This window comes from Pseudomonas sp. BN411, assembly GCF_029871235.1.
In the GTDB taxonomy this organism is placed as follows: Bacteria; Pseudomonadota; Gammaproteobacteria; order Pseudomonadales; family Pseudomonadaceae; genus Metapseudomonas.
This window is the reverse complement of the sequence record NZ_SSOM01000019.1, coordinates 85,001-102,189: the sequence shown is the minus strand read 5'-3', so window position 1 is coordinate 102,189 and position 17,189 is coordinate 85,001. Positions and strand designations below refer to the sequence as shown.

19 protein-coding genes are annotated in these 17,189 nt (G+C 65.1%); 9 read left to right on the top strand and 10 right to left on the bottom strand.

Translation table 11 applies throughout. From position 1 onward, the window contains the following. Positions 1 to 42 precede the first annotated feature (42 nt). The 3 genes from E8F06_RS01365 to znuB are packed head-to-tail and all read left to right on the top strand — an operon-like array spanning position 43 to position 2,118. Positions 43 to 543: a Fur family transcriptional regulator gene (locus tag E8F06_RS01365; RefSeq protein ID WP_280363466.1), complete on the top strand. Its 501-nt coding sequence runs from the start codon at positions 43 to 45 to the stop codon at positions 541 to 543. Beyond that, complete coding sequence (znuC, locus tag E8F06_RS01360; protein ID WP_280363464.1) at positions 540 to 1,340, top strand: zinc ABC transporter ATP-binding protein ZnuC; 801 nt, start codon at positions 540 to 542, stop codon at positions 1,338 to 1,340. The genes E8F06_RS01365 and znuC overlap by 4 nt, the downstream gene beginning before the upstream one ends. After that, positions 1,333 to 2,118, top strand: coding sequence for a zinc ABC transporter permease subunit ZnuB (gene znuB / locus E8F06_RS01355; protein WP_190828927.1), 786 nt, complete (start codon positions 1,333 to 1,335; stop codon positions 2,116 to 2,118). The genes znuC and znuB overlap by 8 nt, the downstream gene beginning before the upstream one ends. Here the strand turns inward: znuB and E8F06_RS01350 are convergent. Next, entirely contained in the window at positions 2,090 to 3,718 is a 1,629-nt protein-coding gene (locus E8F06_RS01350; protein ID WP_280363462.1) for a GMC family oxidoreductase N-terminal domain-containing protein, read from the bottom strand. The two genes, znuB and E8F06_RS01350, sit on opposite strands and share 29 nt — an antisense overlap. 202 nt (positions 3,719 to 3,920) lie before the next feature. Here E8F06_RS01350 and E8F06_RS01345 point away from each other — a divergent pair, with 202 nt between their 5' ends. The 4 genes from E8F06_RS01345 (at position 3,921) to E8F06_RS01330 (ending at position 7,430) form a co-directional block, all read left to right on the top strand. After that, positions 3,921 to 4,763, top strand: coding sequence for a PA5502 family lipoprotein (locus tag E8F06_RS01345; protein ID WP_280363459.1), 843 nt, complete (start codon positions 3,921 to 3,923; stop codon positions 4,761 to 4,763). A 163-nt stretch (positions 4,764 to 4,926) separates the two neighbouring features. Next, entirely contained in the window at positions 4,927 to 5,934 is a 1,008-nt protein-coding gene (locus E8F06_RS01340; protein ID WP_280363457.1) for a methionine ABC transporter ATP-binding protein, read from the top strand. Further along, positions 5,934 to 6,599, top strand: a complete 666-nt coding sequence (locus E8F06_RS01335) for a methionine ABC transporter permease (RefSeq protein ID WP_179061520.1) — start codon at positions 5,934 to 5,936, stop codon at positions 6,597 to 6,599. Before E8F06_RS01340 ends, E8F06_RS01335 begins: the two co-directional genes overlap by 1 nt. Before the next feature lie 54 nt (positions 6,600 to 6,653). Next, positions 6,654 to 7,430, top strand: a complete 777-nt coding sequence (locus E8F06_RS01330) for a MetQ/NlpA family ABC transporter substrate-binding protein (RefSeq protein WP_280363454.1) — start codon at positions 6,654 to 6,656, stop codon at positions 7,428 to 7,430. 204 nt (positions 7,431 to 7,634) lie between these two features. Here the strand turns inward: E8F06_RS01330 and E8F06_RS01325 are convergent, their stop codons facing one another. The 5 genes from E8F06_RS01325 to E8F06_RS01305 are packed head-to-tail and all read right to left on the bottom strand — an operon-like array spanning position 7,635 to position 11,604. After that, positions 7,635 to 8,270, bottom strand: coding sequence for an SCO family protein (locus tag E8F06_RS01325; protein ID WP_280363452.1), 636 nt, complete (start codon positions 8,268 to 8,270; stop codon positions 7,635 to 7,637). Beyond that, positions 8,267 to 9,172: a heme o synthase gene (cyoE, locus tag E8F06_RS01320; RefSeq protein ID WP_280363450.1), complete on the bottom strand. Its 906-nt coding sequence runs from the start codon at positions 9,170 to 9,172 to the stop codon at positions 8,267 to 8,269. Before cyoE ends, E8F06_RS01325 begins: the two co-directional genes overlap by 4 nt. A 24-nt stretch (positions 9,173 to 9,196) precedes the next feature. Then, the gene (locus tag E8F06_RS01315) at positions 9,197 to 10,282 is read right to left on the bottom strand and encodes a COX15/CtaA family protein (protein ID WP_280363447.1); all 1,086 of its coding nucleotides are present in this window, start codon (positions 10,280 to 10,282) and stop codon (positions 9,197 to 9,199) included. Between the two features lie 37 nt (positions 10,283 to 10,319). Next, positions 10,320 to 10,901: a hypothetical protein gene (locus E8F06_RS01310; RefSeq protein ID WP_280363445.1), complete on the bottom strand. Its 582-nt coding sequence runs from the start codon at positions 10,899 to 10,901 to the stop codon at positions 10,320 to 10,322. Next, a complete protein-coding gene (locus E8F06_RS01305; RefSeq protein ID WP_280363443.1) occupies positions 10,876 to 11,604 on the bottom strand; it encodes an SURF1 family protein in 729 nt (242 codons plus the stop codon). The genes E8F06_RS01310 and E8F06_RS01305 overlap by 26 nt, the downstream gene beginning before the upstream one ends. Before the next feature lie 69 nt (positions 11,605 to 11,673). On the opposite strand from E8F06_RS01305, the gene E8F06_RS01300 reads away from it, so the two are divergent. Beyond that, positions 11,674 to 11,877: a twin transmembrane helix small protein gene (locus E8F06_RS01300; protein WP_280363441.1), complete on the top strand. Its 204-nt coding sequence runs from the start codon at positions 11,674 to 11,676 to the stop codon at positions 11,875 to 11,877. Positions 11,878 to 11,910: 33 nt separating this feature from the next. Here the strand turns inward: E8F06_RS01300 and E8F06_RS01295 are convergent, their stop codons facing one another. The 4 genes from E8F06_RS01295 to coxB are packed head-to-tail and all read right to left on the bottom strand — an operon-like array spanning position 11,911 to position 16,123. After that, positions 11,911 to 12,798 carry a cytochrome c oxidase subunit 3 gene (locus E8F06_RS01295; protein ID WP_280363439.1) on the bottom strand — a complete coding sequence of 296 codons (888 nt, stop codon included), beginning with the start codon at positions 12,796 to 12,798 and terminating at the stop codon, positions 11,911 to 11,913. 25 nt (positions 12,799 to 12,823) lie between these two features. Beyond that, positions 12,824 to 13,375 (bottom strand): cytochrome c oxidase assembly protein, encoded by a 552-nt coding sequence (locus E8F06_RS01290; protein WP_151131116.1) that lies wholly within the window; start codon positions 13,373 to 13,375, stop codon positions 12,824 to 12,826. Position 13,376: 1 nt separating this feature from the next. Continuing rightward, a complete protein-coding gene (gene ctaD / locus E8F06_RS01285) occupies positions 13,377 to 14,966 on the bottom strand; it encodes a cytochrome c oxidase subunit I (RefSeq protein ID WP_280363436.1) in 1,590 nt (529 codons plus the stop codon). Positions 14,967 to 14,995: 29 nt separating this feature from the next. Continuing rightward, positions 14,996 to 16,123, bottom strand: a complete 1,128-nt coding sequence (coxB, locus tag E8F06_RS01280) for a cytochrome c oxidase subunit II (protein WP_280363434.1) — start codon at positions 16,121 to 16,123, stop codon at positions 14,996 to 14,998. A gap of 386 nt (positions 16,124 to 16,509) precedes the next feature. On the opposite strand from coxB, the gene E8F06_RS01275 reads away from it, so the two are divergent. Further along, positions 16,510 to 17,169, top strand: a complete 660-nt coding sequence (locus tag E8F06_RS01275; protein WP_280363432.1) for a hypothetical protein — start codon at positions 16,510 to 16,512, stop codon at positions 17,167 to 17,169. The last annotated feature ends 20 nt before the right edge of the window (positions 17,170 to 17,189 follow it).

The window sequence follows — 17,189 nt, the reverse complement described above, 5'->3', positions numbered from 1 at the left end:
AGTTATAGAATAACGTCTCTTTCTCCAGACGTCGCCGCCGCCATGCTCAAGCCGATCAGCGCAAAAGCCCCCCTGGCCTGTCGCCCCCACGACCACTCCCACTGCGTGTCCAACGCCCTGGCCGAAGCCGAAGCCATCTGCGGCCGGCAGGGCCTGCGCCTGACCGCCCTGCGCAAGCGCGTGCTGGAACTGGTGTGGCAGAGCCACAAACCGCTGGGCGCCTACGACATCCTCGGCGTGCTAACCGAGGAAGATGGCCGCCGTGCGGCGCCGCCCACCGTCTACCGCGCCCTGGACTTCCTCCTGGAAAACGGCCTGGTGCACCGCATCGCCTCGCTCAACGCCTTTGTCGGCTGCAACCACCCGGGCGAATCCCACCAGGGCCAGTTCCTCATCTGCCGCAATTGCCAGACGGCCATCGAGCTGGAGCATTCGAGCATCAGCCAGGCCATCGTCGACAGCGCGAAATCCGTCGGATTCGTCGTCGAAAGCCAGACCGTCGAAGTCGTCGGCCTCTGCGCCAGCTGCCAGGTGGCCGCATGAGCGACGCACTGATTCGCCTCGAAAAGGTCGGCGTCGACTTTGCCGGGCAGCCGGTGCTGCAGGACGTGCATCTGGCCGTGAAGGCTGGGGAGATCGTCACCCTGATCGGCCCCAACGGCGCCGGCAAGACCACCCTGGTGCGCACCGTGCTCGGCCTGCTCAAGCCGGACAAGGGCGAGGTCTGGCGCAAGCCACGGCTGCATATCGGCTACATGCCGCAAAAGCTCCAGGTGGATGCCACCCTGCCGCTCACCGTACTGCGTTTCCTGCGCCTGGTGCCGGGCGTGGACCGCAAGGCGGCCCTCGCCGCGCTGGATGAAGTAGGCGCCGTGCAGGTGATCGACAGCCCACTGCAGAACATTTCCGGCGGCGAATTGCAGCGCGTGCTGCTGGCCCGTGCCCTGTTGCGCGAACCCGAACTGCTGGTGCTCGACGAGCCGGTGCAGGGCGTCGACGTCGCCGGCCAGGCCGAGCTCTACCGTCTGATCACCCGCCTGCGCGACCGTCACGGCTGCGGCGTGCTGATGGTTTCCCACGACCTGCACCTGGTGATGAGCGCCACCGACCAGGTGGTCTGCCTCAACCGCCACGTCTGCTGCTCCGGCCACCCGGAACAGGTCAGCGGCGATCCGGCGTTCGTCGAACTATTCGGCCAGGACGCCAAGAGCCTCGCGGTCTACCACCACCATCACGACCACGCCCACGACCTGCATGGCGGGGTGGTGAAGCAACCTTTCCCCAGCGGCACCCGTTTCACTCCCGTCCACCAGCACGGCCCCGACTGCAACCATGGCTGATTTCCTGCTCAACGCACTGCTCGCCGGCCTGGCCCTGGCCCTGGTGGCCGGCCCCCTCGGCTCCTTCGTGGTCTGGCGGCGCATGGCCTACTTCGGCGACACCCTGTCCCACGCCGCGCTGCTTGGCGTAGCCCTGGGCCTGATGCTGGACGTCAGCCCGACCCTCGCCGTGACCGTCGGCTGCGTACTGCTCGCGGTGCTGCTGGTCACCCTGCAACAGCGCCAGCCGCTGGCATCGGACACGTTGCTGGGCATCCTCGCCCACAGCACCCTGTCCCTGGGCCTCGTGGCCCTGAGCTTCATGAGCGAAGTGCGAATCGACCTGATGGGCTACCTGTTCGGCGACCTGCTGGCGGTCAGCCGCACCGACCTCGCCTGGATCCTCGGCGGCAGCGCCCTGGTGCTGCTGGTGCTGATCCCCATGTGGCGGCCGCTGCTGGCGATCACCGTGCACGAGGAACTGGCGCGGGTGGAAGGCCTGCCAGTGGCGGCCATCCGCCTTGCGCTGATGCTGCTGATCGCGGTGGTGATCGCCGTGGCGATGAAGATCGTCGGCGTGCTGTTGATCACCTCGCTGCTGATCATCCCGGCCGCCGCCGCCCAGCGCCACGCCCGCAGCCCCGAGCAGATGGCCCTGGGCGCCAGCCTGCTGGGCCTGGTGGCGGTCTGCGCGGGCCTCGCGCTGTCCTGGTTCAAGGACACCCCGGCCGGCCCGTCCATCGTGGTCTCCGCCGCCAGCCTGTTCCTCTTCAGCTTTGCGCTGCCGCGCCGCGCCTGAGGTCGGCAAGCACCAGGGACGCGGCCTTCTCCGCGATCATCAGGGTCGGTGAGCAGGTGTTGCCGGAGACGATTTCCGGCATCACCGAGGCATCGGCAATGCGCAATCCCGGTACGCCGTGCACCTTGAGTTCGGCATCCACCACGGCGTCCCGATCCTGCCCCATGCGGCAGGTACCCACCGGATGGAAGATGGTGGTGCCGATCTGCCCCGCAGCCTCATGCAGCTCCGCTTCGCTCTGCAGCGCCGGGCCCGGCAGGTATTCCTCCGGTCGATAGCGCGCCAGCGCTGGCGCAGCGGCGATGCGCCGGGTCAGGCGGATGGCATCGGCGGCCACCCGCAGGTCCTCGGCATCACTCAGGTAGTTGGGCTGGATCAGCGGCGGCGCCTTGTGATCGACGGAACGGATATCCACCCGGCCACGACTTCGCGGGCGCAAGTTGCACACGGACGCAGTAAAGGCGGGGAAGGGGTGCAGCGGCTCGCCGAAACGCTCCAGGGACAGCGGCTGCACGTGGTATTCGAGATTCGCCCGGGTCTGCTCGGGGCCGGAACGGACGAATGCCCCCAGCTGGCTCGGCGCCATGGCCAGTGGTCCGCTGCGGCTGGCGAGATAGCGCAGGCCCATGCCCAGACGCCCCCACAGGCTGCCGGCCATCTGGTTGAGGGTCGGCACGCCGGAAACCTTGAAGATCAGCCGTAGCTGCAGGTGGTCCTGCAGATTGCCGCCTACCCCGGCGAGCTCGTGTCGCACGCCGATGCCGAGGCGCTCCAGCAGCGGTCGCGGACCGATTCCCGAGCGTTGCAGCAGCATCGGCGTACCCACGGCACCGGCGCAGAGAATCACTTCCCGCCGCGCCCGGAATTCATGCTGCACACCTTCCCAGCGCCCCGACACACCCACCGCGCGGCCCTGCTCCAGCAACAAGTGCTGCACCTCCACCCCGGTGCGCACCGTGAGATTGGGCCGCTGCGACGCCGGCCGCAGGAACGCCTTGGACGCATTCCAGCGCACCCCGCCGCGCTGGTTGACCTGGAAGTAGCCGCACCCCGCGTTGTCGCCGGTATTGAAGTCGTCCACCGGGGCAATACCGCATTCGCCGGCGGCCAGACGGAAGGCGTCGAGGATTTCCCAGGACAGGCGCTGGCGCTCCACCCGCCACTCGCCGGCACCGTTGTGGAATTCGCTGGTGCCGCCGAAGTGGCTTTCGCTGCGCAGGAACAGCGGCAGCACGTCCTTCCAGCTCCAGCCCGCATTGCCCAGCTCGGCCCAGCGGTCGTAGTCGGCGGCCTGGCCGCGCATGTAGATCATCCCGTTGATCGACGAACTGCCACCCAGCACCCGGCCGCGCGGGTAGCCCAGGCTGCGGCCATGCAGGCCGGGCTCGGCCTCGGTGCGGTAGCACCAGTCGGTGCGCGGGTTGCCGATGCAATAGAGGTAGCCGACCGGAATGTGGATCCACGGATAGGTGTCACGGCCGCCCGCTTCCAGCAGCAGCACGCGCACGCTGGGGTCGGCAGATAGCCGGTTGGCCAGCAGGCAGCCGGCCGGGCCGGCACCGACGATGAGGTAGTCGAAGTCCTGGAGGGCTGGGTACATGGCAATCCTCGCCGTTCTGGTCGTTGTGGCTGGCCATATTGCAGCAGTGGCGGTTCCGACAGGAGCCGGGAAAGGGGTCTGTAGGGCCGCTGAGATGCCTCTGGAAATGCCATCTTCGCGGCCGATTTGCCCCTACTTTTTGTCCTGATCAACACCGCAGTGTAGAATCGCGCGTTTTTTGAGCAATCAGAGACCCGCTGGAATGAAGCTGTTCGCCACTCGTTGCCTGCCCGTTGTCGCCTTTTCCCTGCTGTTGGCCGCCTGTCAGACCGCCCAGCAAGTAGCCGAGGTACCAACTGACGATCTGGTCAACAGCTTCCGACATCTCGACCAGGACCTTACCGAAGGCAAGCTCACCGAAGCCGAGGCCCAGCTCAAGGGCCTGGAAGTAAAGGCCGCCGGCGACACCCGTCTCGAGCAATACCAGCGTCAACTGGCCGATGCCTGGCTCAAGCGCGGCCAGGACGCCCTGCAGAAAGGCGACCTGGACAACGCCACCAAGGCCCTCAGCCACGCCCGTGGCTTGATGCCCCAGGCGCCCGCCCTGACCACCGGCCTGGACGGCGCCATCGACCAGGCCCGCGAAGCCGCCGAGGCCCGTGCCGAGCAGGCCCGCCGCGCTGCCGAGGCCGCCGCTGCCAAGGAAAATGCCGCGCGCCTGGAACAGGCCCGTCAACTGCGCGAAGCCGCCGAACGCCAGGCCGCCGCCATCCAGGCGCAGACCGTTCTGCCCAACACCCCCCAGGGTGAGAAGCCTATTGTCCAGGCCAGCAAGCCGCGCGCCCTGAAACCGCTGGTGGAGCTGCCCATGCTCGACCGCGACGACAACGAGAACCTGCGCCGCCTACTGGACGACGTGGCCGCCGACATCGTCGCCCACGACTGCGCCGTGCAGATCCAGGTGCGGGAGGCCAAGGACTATCCCTGGGTCGCCGCCCTGCTGTCGGCACGGGTGAAGAAGCTCGACCCCGGCTTCAAGACTCAATACAGCCAGGCCCTGAACCCCGACCAGGTGCCGCGCCTGGTTCTCAGCCCGCGCCACTGAACGTCCCGGCTGGCGGCAGCTAGACTCCACGCAGTCCGCCTGTCGCTTATTCCCACTTGCTATAGCCATAGGTCCAGAAAGATTTTCTGTGCCTATGTGCCAGCAGGTAAACTTGCCGGTTTTTAGCCGATCCGGCTAACGACGAACCCACAAGGTTTCCGCAGTGATCGAATTCCATAACGTCCACAAGGCGTACCGCGTCGAAGGCCGCGAAATCCCGGCCCTGCAGCCGACCGACCTCGCCATCCAGAGCGGCGAAGTGTTCGGCCTGATCGGCCACTCGGGAGCCGGCAAGAGCACCCTGCTGCGCCTGATCAACCGCCTTGAAGAACCCACCGGTGGTCGCATCGTCATCGATGGCGACGACATCACCGCCCTGGACAGCGAAGGCCTGCGCCGCTTCCGTCAGCGCGTCGGGATGATCTTCCAGCACTTCAACCTGCTGGCATCCAAGACCGTTGCTGAAAACGTCGGATTACCGCTGAAGCTGGCCGGTGAGTTGTCCCGCGCAGAGATCGATCGCCGCGTCGCCGAACTGCTGGCTCGCGTCGGTCTCAGCGACCACGCCCGCAAATACCCGGCGCAACTCTCCGGCGGCCAGAAGCAGCGCGTCGGCATCGCCCGCGCCCTGGCCACCCAGCCGAAGATTCTGCTCTGCGACGAGGCCACCAGCGCTCTCGACCCGCAGACCACCGCCTCGGTGCTGCAACTACTGGCCGAGATCAACCGCGAGCTGAAACTCACCATCGTCCTCATTACCCACGAGATGGACGTGATCCGCCGGGTCTGCGACCGCGTGGCAGTGATGGACAACGGCGTGATCGTCGAGCAGGGCGCGGTGGCCGATGTGTTCCTGCATCCGCAGCACATCACCACCCAGCGCTTCGTGCTGGAAGACGAGCAGGTGGACGAGAGTGAGCAGCACGATGACTTCGCTCACGTCAGCGGCCGCATCCTGCGCCTGACCTTCCGTGGCGAGGCGACCTACGCCCCGCTGCTGGGCACCGTCGCGCGTCAGACCGGCGTGGACTACAGCATCCTTGCCGGGCGCATCGACCGCATCAAGGACACCCCCTACGGCCAGCTGACCCTGGCCCTGACCGGCGGCGACATCGACGCCGCGCTTGGCTGCTTCCGCGAGGCGGACGTGCACCTGGAGATCCTGCGTTGATGGACGCCCTGCTCGCCAATATCGACTGGTACGAAATCTGGCTCGCCACCCTCGATACCTTCCTCATGCTCGGTGGCTCGCTGCTGTTCACCGTGCTGCTCGGCCTGCCGCTGGGCGTGCTGCTGTTCCTCACCGGCCCGCGCCAGCTGTTCGAGCAGAAGACCGTTTACGGCCTGCTGTCGCTGCTGGTGAACGTGCTGCGTTCGCTGCCCTTCATCATCCTGCTGATCGTGATGATCCCCTTCACCGTGTTCATCACCGGCACCTCCCTGGGGGTCGCCGGCGCCATCCCGCCACTGGTGGTGGGTGCCACGCCGTTCTTCGCGCGCCTGGTGGAAACCGCCCTGCGTGAAGTGGACCGCGGCATCCTCGAAGCCACCCAGGCAATGGGCGCCACCACCCGCCAGATCATCTGGAACGCCCTGCTGCCGGAAGCGCGACCGGGCATCTTCGCCGCCATCACCGTCACCGCCATCACCCTGGTGTCCTACACCGCGATGGCCGGCGTGGTGGGCGCGGGCGGCCTCGGCGACCTGGCCATCCGCTTCGGCTACCAGCGCTTCCAGACCGACGTGATGGTGGTCACCGTGGTCCTGCTGCTGGTGCTCGTCCAGATCCTGCAAACCGTCGGCGACAAGCTGGTGGTGCACTTTTCCCGTAAATGACCTGGCGCCGGCGCCAGTTGCGCCGGCCCGATGACTTCCCACAAGGAGCCGTTCATGAAGAAATTGCTGGTGGCCTTCGCCGCCCTGACCGCCCTCTCCGCCCAGGCCGACACCCTGAAAGTGGCCGCTACCCCGGTGCCCCACGCGGAGATTCTCGAATTCATCAAGCCGCAGCTGGCCAAAGAAGGCGTGGACCTGCAGGTGAAAGTCTTCACCGACTACGTGCAGCCCAACGTGCAAGTTGCCGAAGGCCGCCTGGATGCCAACTTCTTCCAGCACCAGCCTTACCTCGATGAGTTCAACAAGGCGCGCCAGACCAAGGTGAAACTGGTTTCCGTCACCGGCGTGCACGTCGAGCCCTTCGGCGCCTACTCCAGCAAGGTGAAGTCCCTGGCCGATCTGCCGGAAGGCGCCCAGGTGGTCATCCCCAACGACGCCACCAACGGCGGCCGTGCCCTGCTGCTGCTGGACAAGGCCGGTGTGATCAAGCTGAAGGACAACACCAGCATCACCGCCACCCCGAAGGACATCGTCGAGAACCCGAAGGGCATCAAGGTGCGTGAACTGGAAGCCGCGACCCTGCCGCGCGTGCTGAACCAGGTGGACCTGGCGCTGATCAACACCAACTACGCGCTGGAAGCCAAGCTGAACCCCACCAAGGACGCCCTGGTGATCGAAGGCAGCGACTCGCCCTACGTGAACATCCTGGTATCCCGCGAGGACAACAAGGCCAACGCCGACATGCAGAAACTGGCCAAGGCCCTGAACAGCCCCGAGGTGAAGAAATTCATCGAGGAGAAGTACAAAGGCGCTGTGGTTCCGGCGTTCTGATCGCGTCCGGCTGAATGAAAAAGCCCGCTCAATGAGCGGGCTTTTTTGTGGGTGCTGTACGGAGATACATCGCAGGTCCGTAGGTTGGTCCGAGCCCACGAGGCCCAACAATTCAGAGTCGGGACTCGCGCGTTGGGCTTCGCTGCGCTCTGACGGAACGCCGCCCGCACCAACCTACAAGAGCCGAGCCCACCCAAAGAGCCCTCAGCTCTTCGGCGTCACCAACCCCGGCAATTGCTCCTTGAGCTTCTGGTTGTTCAGCGGCGAGCGGATGAAGCCGCGCTGGGTGCCGTCCGGGCCGAGGACTACCAGGTTGCCGCTGTGGTCGACGGTGTAGTTTTCCTTGCTGGTATCGGCCGGGATAAACGGAATGCTCACGGCGTTGGCCAGCTTCTGCAGGGTCGGCAGGTCACCGGTGATGCCGACGAACGTCGGGTCGAAATAGCCGATGTACTGCTTGATCTGCTGCGGCGTGTCGCGGTTCGGGTCGACGCTGACGAACACGAAGCGCAGGTTGTCCTGCGCCTGCTGCGGCAGCAGGCCCTTGAGCTCACGCATCTGCGCCAGGGTAGTGGGGCAGATATCGGGGCAGAAGGTGTAGCCGAAGAACACCAGGCTCCACTTGTCCTTGAGCTGGTCCACCGCGACCTTCTGACCGTTCTGGTCGACCATTTCCAGCGTCGGCAGGGTGCGGCTCTGGGGCAGCAGGACGATGCCGGCATCGAGCAACTTGGTGGGGTCGGCCTGGCCCTGGCTGGTCAGGACACGGTGCACGGTGAGGCCGAGCACCACGGCCACGATCGCGACGAGGACAAAGACGGTTTTCTGGATTCTGGTCATAGGTTCAGCATCAGGTAGTGGTCCACCAGCAGGGCGATGAACAGCAAGAAGAGGTAGGCGATAGAGTACTTGAAGGTCCTGATCGCAGCGTGCGGTTTGCTGTCACGGTACAGCACCCAGGCCCACTGCAGGAAGCGCGCCCCCAGGGCCACCGCGCACGCCAGGTAGAGCACGCCGCTCATGTGAATGACGTAGGGCAGCAGGCTGACCGCGAACATCACCAGGGTGTAGAGCAGGATGTGCACCTTGGTGTAGTGCTCGCCGTGGGTCACCGGCAGCATGGGGATGTCGGCCTTGGCGTACTCCTCCTTGCGGTGGATGGCCAGGGCCCAGAAGTGCGGCGGGGTCCAGGCGAAGATGATCAGCACCAGCAGCAGCGGTTCGGCGGACATATGCCCGGTGACGGCAACCCAGCCCAGCAGCGGCGGCGCGGCGCCGGCCAGGCCGCCGATGACGATGTTCTGCGGCGTGGCGCGCTTGAGGAAACCGGTGTAGAGCACCGCGTAGCCCACCAAGGACGCCAGGGTCAGCCAGGCGGTCAGCTCATTGGTGAAAGTCAGCAACAGCGCCTGACCAAGCACGGCCAGTATGAAAGCGAAGCTCAAGGCAGCCACCGGCGAGACGCGACCATTGACCACCGGGCGTTTCAGGGTTCTCGCCATGATCGAATCGATGCGCCGGTCCACCACATGGTTGACCGCCGCCGCCGCCCCGGCGCAGAGACCGATGCCGAGGTTGCCGAACAGCAGCACCTCCCAGGGCACACCGGCGCGGGTGGCGAGGAACATGCCCACCAGGGAGGTGATGAGCATCAGCACCACCACCTTGGGCTTGGTCAGTTCCAGGTAGTCGCGCCAGCTGGCGCGGGCCTGGCTGTGTCCTTGGCTGAGCAGAGTGGCCATGGCGTTTTCTCCTTGGTGATTCGGTTACTTGCCGTGCGGGGTCAATGCCGTAGGAGCGAGCTCTGCTCGCGAACCGCCGCCGCCGCCAATTTCGCGAGCAGAGCTCGCTCCTACAAAAAGAGCCGCGTTGCGCACCCGGTAATTGGTGGTGACCAGCACCAGCAGCAGCAGGGCGCCGCCGCCGTTGTGGGCCACCGCCACCGGCAGCGGCAGGTGGAAGATCACGTTGCTGATGCCCAGGCCGACCTGCAGGCACAGGGCCGCCAGCAGCAGCCCGGCCAAGCCCTTGAGGCCGGCGGCGCGCAGTTGCCAGGCAAGGGCCAACAGCACCAGGGTCACGGCCAATGCACCGAGGCGATGGGTCATGTGAATGGCAGTGCGGGCGTCGCTATCCAGTTGCCCGCCCAGGTAGTTGGGGCCGATGTGCTGGGTGAGGTGGAAGCCGTTGGCGAAGTCCATCGCCGGCCACCACTGACCATGGCAGGTGGGCAGGTCGACGCAGGCCACGGCCGCGTAGTTGGAGCTGACCCAGCCACCGAGGGCGATCTGTCCGATCACCAGCGCCAGCCCGAGTGCCGCCCACAGCCGCAGCCGCTGTGGCAATTGCAGCGGCGGGAAGGCGTTGGACAACCGCAGGCTCAGCAGCAGCAAGAGCGAGAGCGTGGTGAAGCCGCCCAGCAGGTGCGCGGTCACCACCTGGGGCCAGAGCTGCAGGGTCACCGTCCACATGCCGAAGGCGGCCTGGGCGACGACCACCGCCACCAGCAGCAGCGGCAGCTTCAGCGGCTGGCCGTCACGGCCGCGCAGGCGCGCAGCATGGATGGCCAGGCCGAGGATCACCAGGCCGAGGGTGCCGGCAAAGTAGCGGTGGACCATCTCGTTCCAGCCCTTCTGGGCCTCCACCGGCGCGTGGGGGAAATTGGCCTCGGCATGGGCGAGTTGGGCGTCGGTCTGCGGCACGCTGATGAAGCCATAGCAGCCCGGCCAGTCGGGGCAGCCGAGGCCGGCGTGGGTCAGGCGGGTGTAGGCGCCCAGCAGCACCACCACCAGCGCCAGCAGGGTGGCGAACAGGGCGAGGCGGAATCCGGGCCGGTTCTTGTAGGTATCCACAGCAGTCGCTCCTCACCTTTCCTGAGAAAGGGGTCGATCAACCGATATTGGAAAGCTTCAGCAGGTGGCGCAGGTCGTTGAGGATCTGCTTGCCCTTGGCGGTGCCGTCGTAACGCAGGACGAGGTTGCCGTGGGGGTCAACGATCCACAGGCGGGCGCCACTCAGGTTGTCGGTGGCCTTACCGTAGGTGACCGTGTCCAGGCCGTAGCGTTTCAACTGCGGATATTCCAGTTTGAGCTTGTCGGCGTAGTCCGCCGGCACATCAGCAGCGGCCAGGGAGTGGCTGGCGCGCGACGCATCGCGGCCCAGGCCGATATGGATCTGCCGCGCCAGGTAGACCAACTGCTGGCAATCGGCCTCGCAGGCGCCCGGCGCGGTGACCAGCAATTGCCAGGTCTCCTGCGGCGCTGCGCCCTGGATACCGATATCGGCGCTGGTCTGGCCATTGCCGATCATGGCGCCGTGATAACTGCGGCCTTCCGGCACCCAGAAGCTGAACTTGTACATGGCGGTGGCGAGCATCATCGGGCCGATCACCACCATCAGGATCAGCAGCAGCTGGATGCGCCCACGGCGGCGCGGCGGCGCGGCCTCAGGCATGGCGAGTGCTGGGTTCATTGTTGTTCTCCCGTCCTTTGCGCAGTCCGAAATAGATGAACAGGCCAAGCAGGGCCGCCGCGAGGGCAAACCACTGCACGGCGTAGCCGATGTGTTTTTCCGGCCCCATGGCGACCACCGGCCAGCCGGTGCGGTAGGCCACCGGGCCGTCCTCCAGGCGCAGTTCCAGTGGCAGGCCGTTGCGGCCGAGGTGTTGCCAGAGCGCTGCGGCATCCACCTGGTTGATCAGTTGCGGCCAACCGCTCGCTTGCAGGTGCTTGAGTTCGAACGCGGCGCCCGGCGGCACATAGGCCCAGGCAACCAGCGCCTGCTCGCTATCGGGGGTGGTGAAGGCCGGTGCCACGCGGCGATCCGGCCAGGGCAGCCAGCCACGGTTGACCAGCAGCCACTGGCCACTGGCGCTGTCCTGGAAGGGTTGCAGCAGTTCGACGCCGGCCTTGCCGTCACGGATGCGGCTGTCCAGCAGCAGGCTGTGGGCGGCGTCGAAATGGCCGCTCAGGCGTACGCGCAGGTAGGCCGGATCGGCGCTGGCGCGAAGACTCTCGATATCGACAGGGTCAGTGATGCGACGGGCATCGGCGGCAGCCAGCAGCTGGCTTTTTTCCTCGGCGCGGGAGAGCTGCCAGAAGCCCAGCCCGAGCAGCACCGGCAGCAGGGCGAGCACCACCAGGGTGGGCGCCAGGCCGGGCCGGAAGGCGCTCATGGCCGCCGTCCGCGAGGCAGAACAGGGCTGGCTATACTGCAAAACATCCCCCTTCCCCCGGAGTCACGCATGCTCAAAGCTGCGATCGTCCTCATGTTGCTTGCCACGATGGTCAGCCTGTTCAGCGGCCTTTTCTTCCTGGTCAGGGACGAAGGACGCAGCTCCCGCGTGGTCAATGCGCTAACGGTTCGTGTAATCCTGACCGCTGTCACCCTGGCGCTCATTGCCTGGGGTTTCTACAGCGGCCAGTTCGTTTCTCATGTCACCTGGTGATTAGCCAAAGGCCCCCGCCTTTGGCCACCGCCTTCACAGCACGTAGACGAAGGTGAACAGGCCGATCCAGACCACGTCCACGAAGTGCCAGTACCAGGCCGCCGCCTCGAATCCGAAGTGATGCTCGGGGTCGAAGTGGCCGCGCAGGATGCGCACCAGCATCACCGTCAGGATCAGCGCCCCCATGGTCACGTGGGCGCCGTGGAAGCCGGTGAGCATGAAGAAGGTGGCGCCGTAGATGCCCGAACCGAGGGTCAGCCCCAGTTCCTTGTAGGCGTGGATGTATTCCTCGGCCTGGAAGCCCAGGAAGGTCGCACCGAGCAGGATGGTCAGCGCCAGCCAGATCTTCAGCGGACCACGCTTGTTCTTGCGCAGGGCGTGGTGGGCGAAGGTCACGGTGAAGCTGGAGGTCACCAGCAGCAGGGTGTTGATCAGCGGCAGATGCCACGGATCGATCACCGCCTTGGGCGGCGGGAACAGCTTGGAATCCGGGTTGTTCAGCAGCGGCCAGGTGTATTCGAAATTCGGCCAGAGCATGTTGGCGACACCCTTGGCGCCCTCGCCACCGAGCCAGGGGCCGGCGAAGTGGCGCACATAGAACAGCGCACCGAAGAAGGCCGCGAAGAACATCACCTCGGAGAAGATGAACCAGCTCATACCCCAGCGGAAGGAACGGTCCATCTGTGGGCTGTAGAGACCGCCTCGGCTCTCGCGGATCACATTGCCGAACCAGCCGAACAGCATGTAGGCGACGATGAGCCCACCGACGAAGAAGATGATCGGGCCGTTTGAATCCGGGCGCGCCGCCTTGAGGTCGTTGAACCAGGTGCCCAGGCCGTAGACCGTGGTCAGCAGGCCGATGGTGGCGATGATCGGCCACTTGCTCTGGGCCGGGACGTAGTACTGCTCGTGACTAGCCATCGTTGTTGTTCTCCTTATCGGCCCGTCAGCCGTCATTCCTGGCGACTGGTGGCTTGCGGGCAGTGATATCGAACAGCGTGTAAGCGAGGGTCAGGTGATGCACATCGGCCGGCAGGTCACGGTCGACGATGAAGCGCACCGGCATCTCGATGCGCTGGCCGGGCTGCAGGACCTGCTGGGTGAAACAGAAGCATTCGGTCTTGTGGAAGAACGCCGCTGCCTTCGACGGCGCCACGCTGGGAATGGCCTGGGCCGTCATCGGCTTGTCGGTGGGGTTGTAGGCAATGAACAGCATCTCGTTGCTCGCCCCCGGGTGCACCACCAGGTCATCCGCCTTGGGGCGGAATTCCCAGCTCATCCCCGCTGCGTTGGTGGCGAGGAACTGCACCCGCACCTGGCGCTGCTGGTCTTCGTTCTGCGCGCCCTCGTAGGCCGACCCGGTGGTCTTGCCATTGATGCCGAAGGCCTGGCACATCACGTCATAGATCGGCACCAGGGCAAAACCGAAGCCGAACATCACCACCACCAGCAACAGCAGGCGCTGGATCAGGCGGCGAGTGCTCATTTCCCCGCTCATCTCACTTCACTTCCGGCGGCGTGGTGAAGGTGTGGTAGGGCGCCGGCGACGGCACGGTCCACTCCAGGCCCTCGGCACCATCCCAGGGCTTGGCCGGGGCCTTCTTGCCGCCACGGATGCACTTGATGACGATGAACAGGAAGAGGAGCTGGGTGGCACCGAAGGTGAAGGCGCCGATGGACGAGATCATGTTGAAGTCGGCGAACTGCAGGTTGTAGTCCGGAATTCGCCGAGGCATGCCTGCCAGCCCCACGAAGTGCATGGGGAAGAACGCCATGTTCATGCCGATGAAGCTCATCCAGAAGTGCAGCTTGCCGAGGGTCTCGTCGTACATGTGGCCGGTCCACTTCGGCAGCCAGTAGTAGGCCGAGGCGAAGATGCCGAAGATGGCGCCGGGCACCAGCACGTAGTGGAAGTGCGCCACCACGAAGTAGGTGTCGTGGTACTGGAAGTCCGCCGGGGCGATGGCCAGCATCAGGCCGGAGAACCCGCCGATGGTGAACAGGATGACGAAGGCCACGGCGAACAGCATGGGCGTCTCGAAGGTCAGCGAGCCTTCCCACATGGTGCTCACCCAGTTGAACACCTTCACCCCGGTGGGCACGGCGATCAGCATGGTGGCGAACATGAAGAACAGCTCACCGGTCAGCGGAATGCCCACGGTGAACATGTGGTGCGCCCAGACGATGAACGACAGGAAGGCGATGGACGCGGTGGCGTAGACCATCGAGGTGTAACCGAACAGCGGCTTGCGGCTGAAGGCCGGGATGATCGAGCTGACCGCACCGAAGGCGGGCAGGATCATGATGTACACCTCGGGGTGGCCGAAGAACCAGAACACGTGCTGGAACAGCACCGGGTCACCACCGCCGGCAGCACTGAAGAAGCTGGTGCCGAAGTGGATGTCCATCAGCATCATGGTCACGCAACCGGCCAGCACCGGCATCACCGCGATCAGCAGGAAGGCGGTGATCAGCCAGGTCCAGACGAACAGCGGCATCTTCATCAGGGTCATGCCCGGGGCACGCAGGTTGAGGATGGTGGCGATCACGTTGATCGCGCCCATGATCGAGCTGATGCCCATCAGGTGGATGGCGAAGATGAAGTAGGTGACGCTCTCCGGCGCGTAGGTGGTCGATAGCGGCGCGTAGAAGGTCCAGCCGAAGTTTGGCCCGCCGCCGGCGGTGAACAGGGTGCTGACCAGCAGGCCGAAGGCCGCCGGCAGCAGCCAGAAGCTGAAGTTGTTCATGCGCGGCAGGGCCATGTCCGGCGCGCCGATCATCAGCGGGATCATCCAGTTCGCGAGGCCGACGAAGGCCGGCATCACCGCGCCGAACACCATGATCAGGCCGTGCATGGTGGTCATCTGGTTGAAGAATTCCGGCTGCACGATCTGCAGGCCGGGCTGGAACAGCTCGGCGCGGATCACCATCGCCATGGAACCCCCGAGGAGGAACGCGGCGAAGCTGAACCACAGGTACATCGTGCCGATGTCCTTGTGGTTGGTGGTCAGCACCCAGCGCATCAGGCCCTTGGCCGGACCGTGGTGGTGATCATGCCCGGCATGATCGTGATCGATCACTGCACTCATGTCAGTCTCCATATAGGCCGGTGTCTTCTTCATTGGCTTTCCGCCTGTTTCAGGGCCAGCACTTCCTTCGGCGTCACCATGTCCCCGGTGTTGTTGCCCCAGGAATTGCGCTCGTAGGTAATGACGGCGGCGATATCGACTTCGGACAGTTGCTTGCCGAAGGCGGCCATGGCAGTGCCCTGCTTGCCGTGGAAGACGATGCTCAGGTGATCAGCCTTGGGACCGGTGGCGATCTTCGAACCCTTGAGTGCCGGGAACATGGGCGGCAGGCCCTGGCCCTCGGCCTGGTGACAGGCGGCGCAGGTGGTGTGGTAGACCTTGTCACCCCGCGCAACCAGCTCCTCCAGGGTCCAATCCTTGTCGGTCAGCTCCTTCTGCTTGGCGGTCTCTTCCTTGCGAGCCGCCAGCCATTTGGCGAAGTCCTCCTGGGACTTGGCCTCGACCACGATGGGCATGAAACCGTGGTCCTTGCCGCACAGTTCGGTGCACTGGCCACGGTAGATGCCGGGCTTCTCGATGCGCGTCCAGGATTCGTTGACGAAGCCGGGAATGGCGTCCTTCTTCACTGCCAGCGCCGGCACCCACCAGGAGTGGATCACGTCGGCGGCGGTGATCAGGAAGCGCACCTTGGTGCCCACCGGCACCACCAGCGGCTGGTCGACTTCCAGCAGGTAGTGCTCGTCCTTCGGCGCCTTGTTGTGGATCTGGTCAGCAGGCGTGGCCAGGTTGCTGAAGAACTCCACGTCCTGGCCCAGGTACTTGTAGTGCCATTTCCACTGGTAGCCAGTGACCTGCACGTCCAGCCCGGATTCGGAGGTGTCGTAGATGTCGATCAGCGTCTTGGTCGCCGGCACCGCCATCAGCACGAGGATGACGAAGGGCACGACGGTCCAGAGGATTTCAACCGTGGTGCTCTCGTGGAAATGCGCCGGCTGCTGGCCGGTGGAGCGGCGGTGGATGATCATCGACCAGAACATGGCACCGAAGACCAGTACGCCGATGACGACGCAGATCCAGAAGATAGTCATGTGCAGATCGAAAACGGTGCGGCTGACCTCGGTTGCCCCAGGCGCCATGTTGACTGTCCAGGCAGCCTCCGCCTGGCTGAGAACAGACAGCAGCAGGAGTCCCATCCAGACTCGTGGATGTCGCATCATTGCGGGTTCCCCTTCTCGTTCTTGTTATCCCGCCGGCTGGGCCAACGGCTTGGGGACGGCTGCCCGGACTACCACACTCGGACCGCCGACCTCGGCACGCAGGTGCACAGTCGGGTTCCATCAGGTAATGCCTTTCGAGTCGGAGTATAGACAGGGACTTCGGGTGCGCAACGCGACCGAAGAAATGGCTGAAGGCGCGTAAGCCTTGTCCTAAACGCCACGGCTGGCGTGGGCTGCAAGCGGATGGCAAAGTGCTGTTATATCCTGCCCGAATAACCGCTAAGCAATTATGACAATCCGGTCTTAGCAGTTCCGCTGAGCGAGCTAAGGTCTTGTCTTCAACTTTTCATTCACCTGCAACCGCCATGTCCTTTTCAGGAGCAGTCATGAACACCGCCGCACTGCGCGAACTCATCCAGCGCGCCCTCCAGAACGAAGTCGCCTCCTCCCAACTGACCCGGATACTGGAAGCCCAGGTCGCCAGCCTGCACCCCGCCATTCGCCTGCCGGCAGAGGATGCCCAGGGCGTGCTCGCCCGCTTCATCGCCGCCTATGTGGAACAAGTCCCGGACGTGCTGGATGCCGCCGCCAATGTCGCCCGTGAAGCCGGAATCGAAGCCCGCATCAAACCAGTGCTCCAGGTCGCCGAGCAGTTCTTCCTGCAGCCCCCGGCCCTGATGGCAGGTCATGAAGGCCTGGAAGGCCTGCTCGACGAGGCCTACCTGGCCCATCGCCTGGTGGAAGAGGTCAATGACCGCTACATCGTGCATTTCGGCCAGCCGCTGATCCCGCTGGATACCACGGTGGCCAACCTGATCGCCCACCAGCTGATCGGCGAGCCTTTCGCCAACCAGTTGGACGAAGCCGTGCACCATGCCGTGGACGGCCTGCTGGACGACGACGTATTCAGCCAACCCTCGGCCCAGGCCTATCGCCAGCAACTGCACGACCCCAAGGTGGAAGAAGCCTGGAAACGCTGGCCATGCATGTCCCAGCAACTGGGTGTCGGGCTGGAACTGAACCAGGGCCAGCGTTCTGCTGGCTGAATGAAAAAGGGGCTGCACCG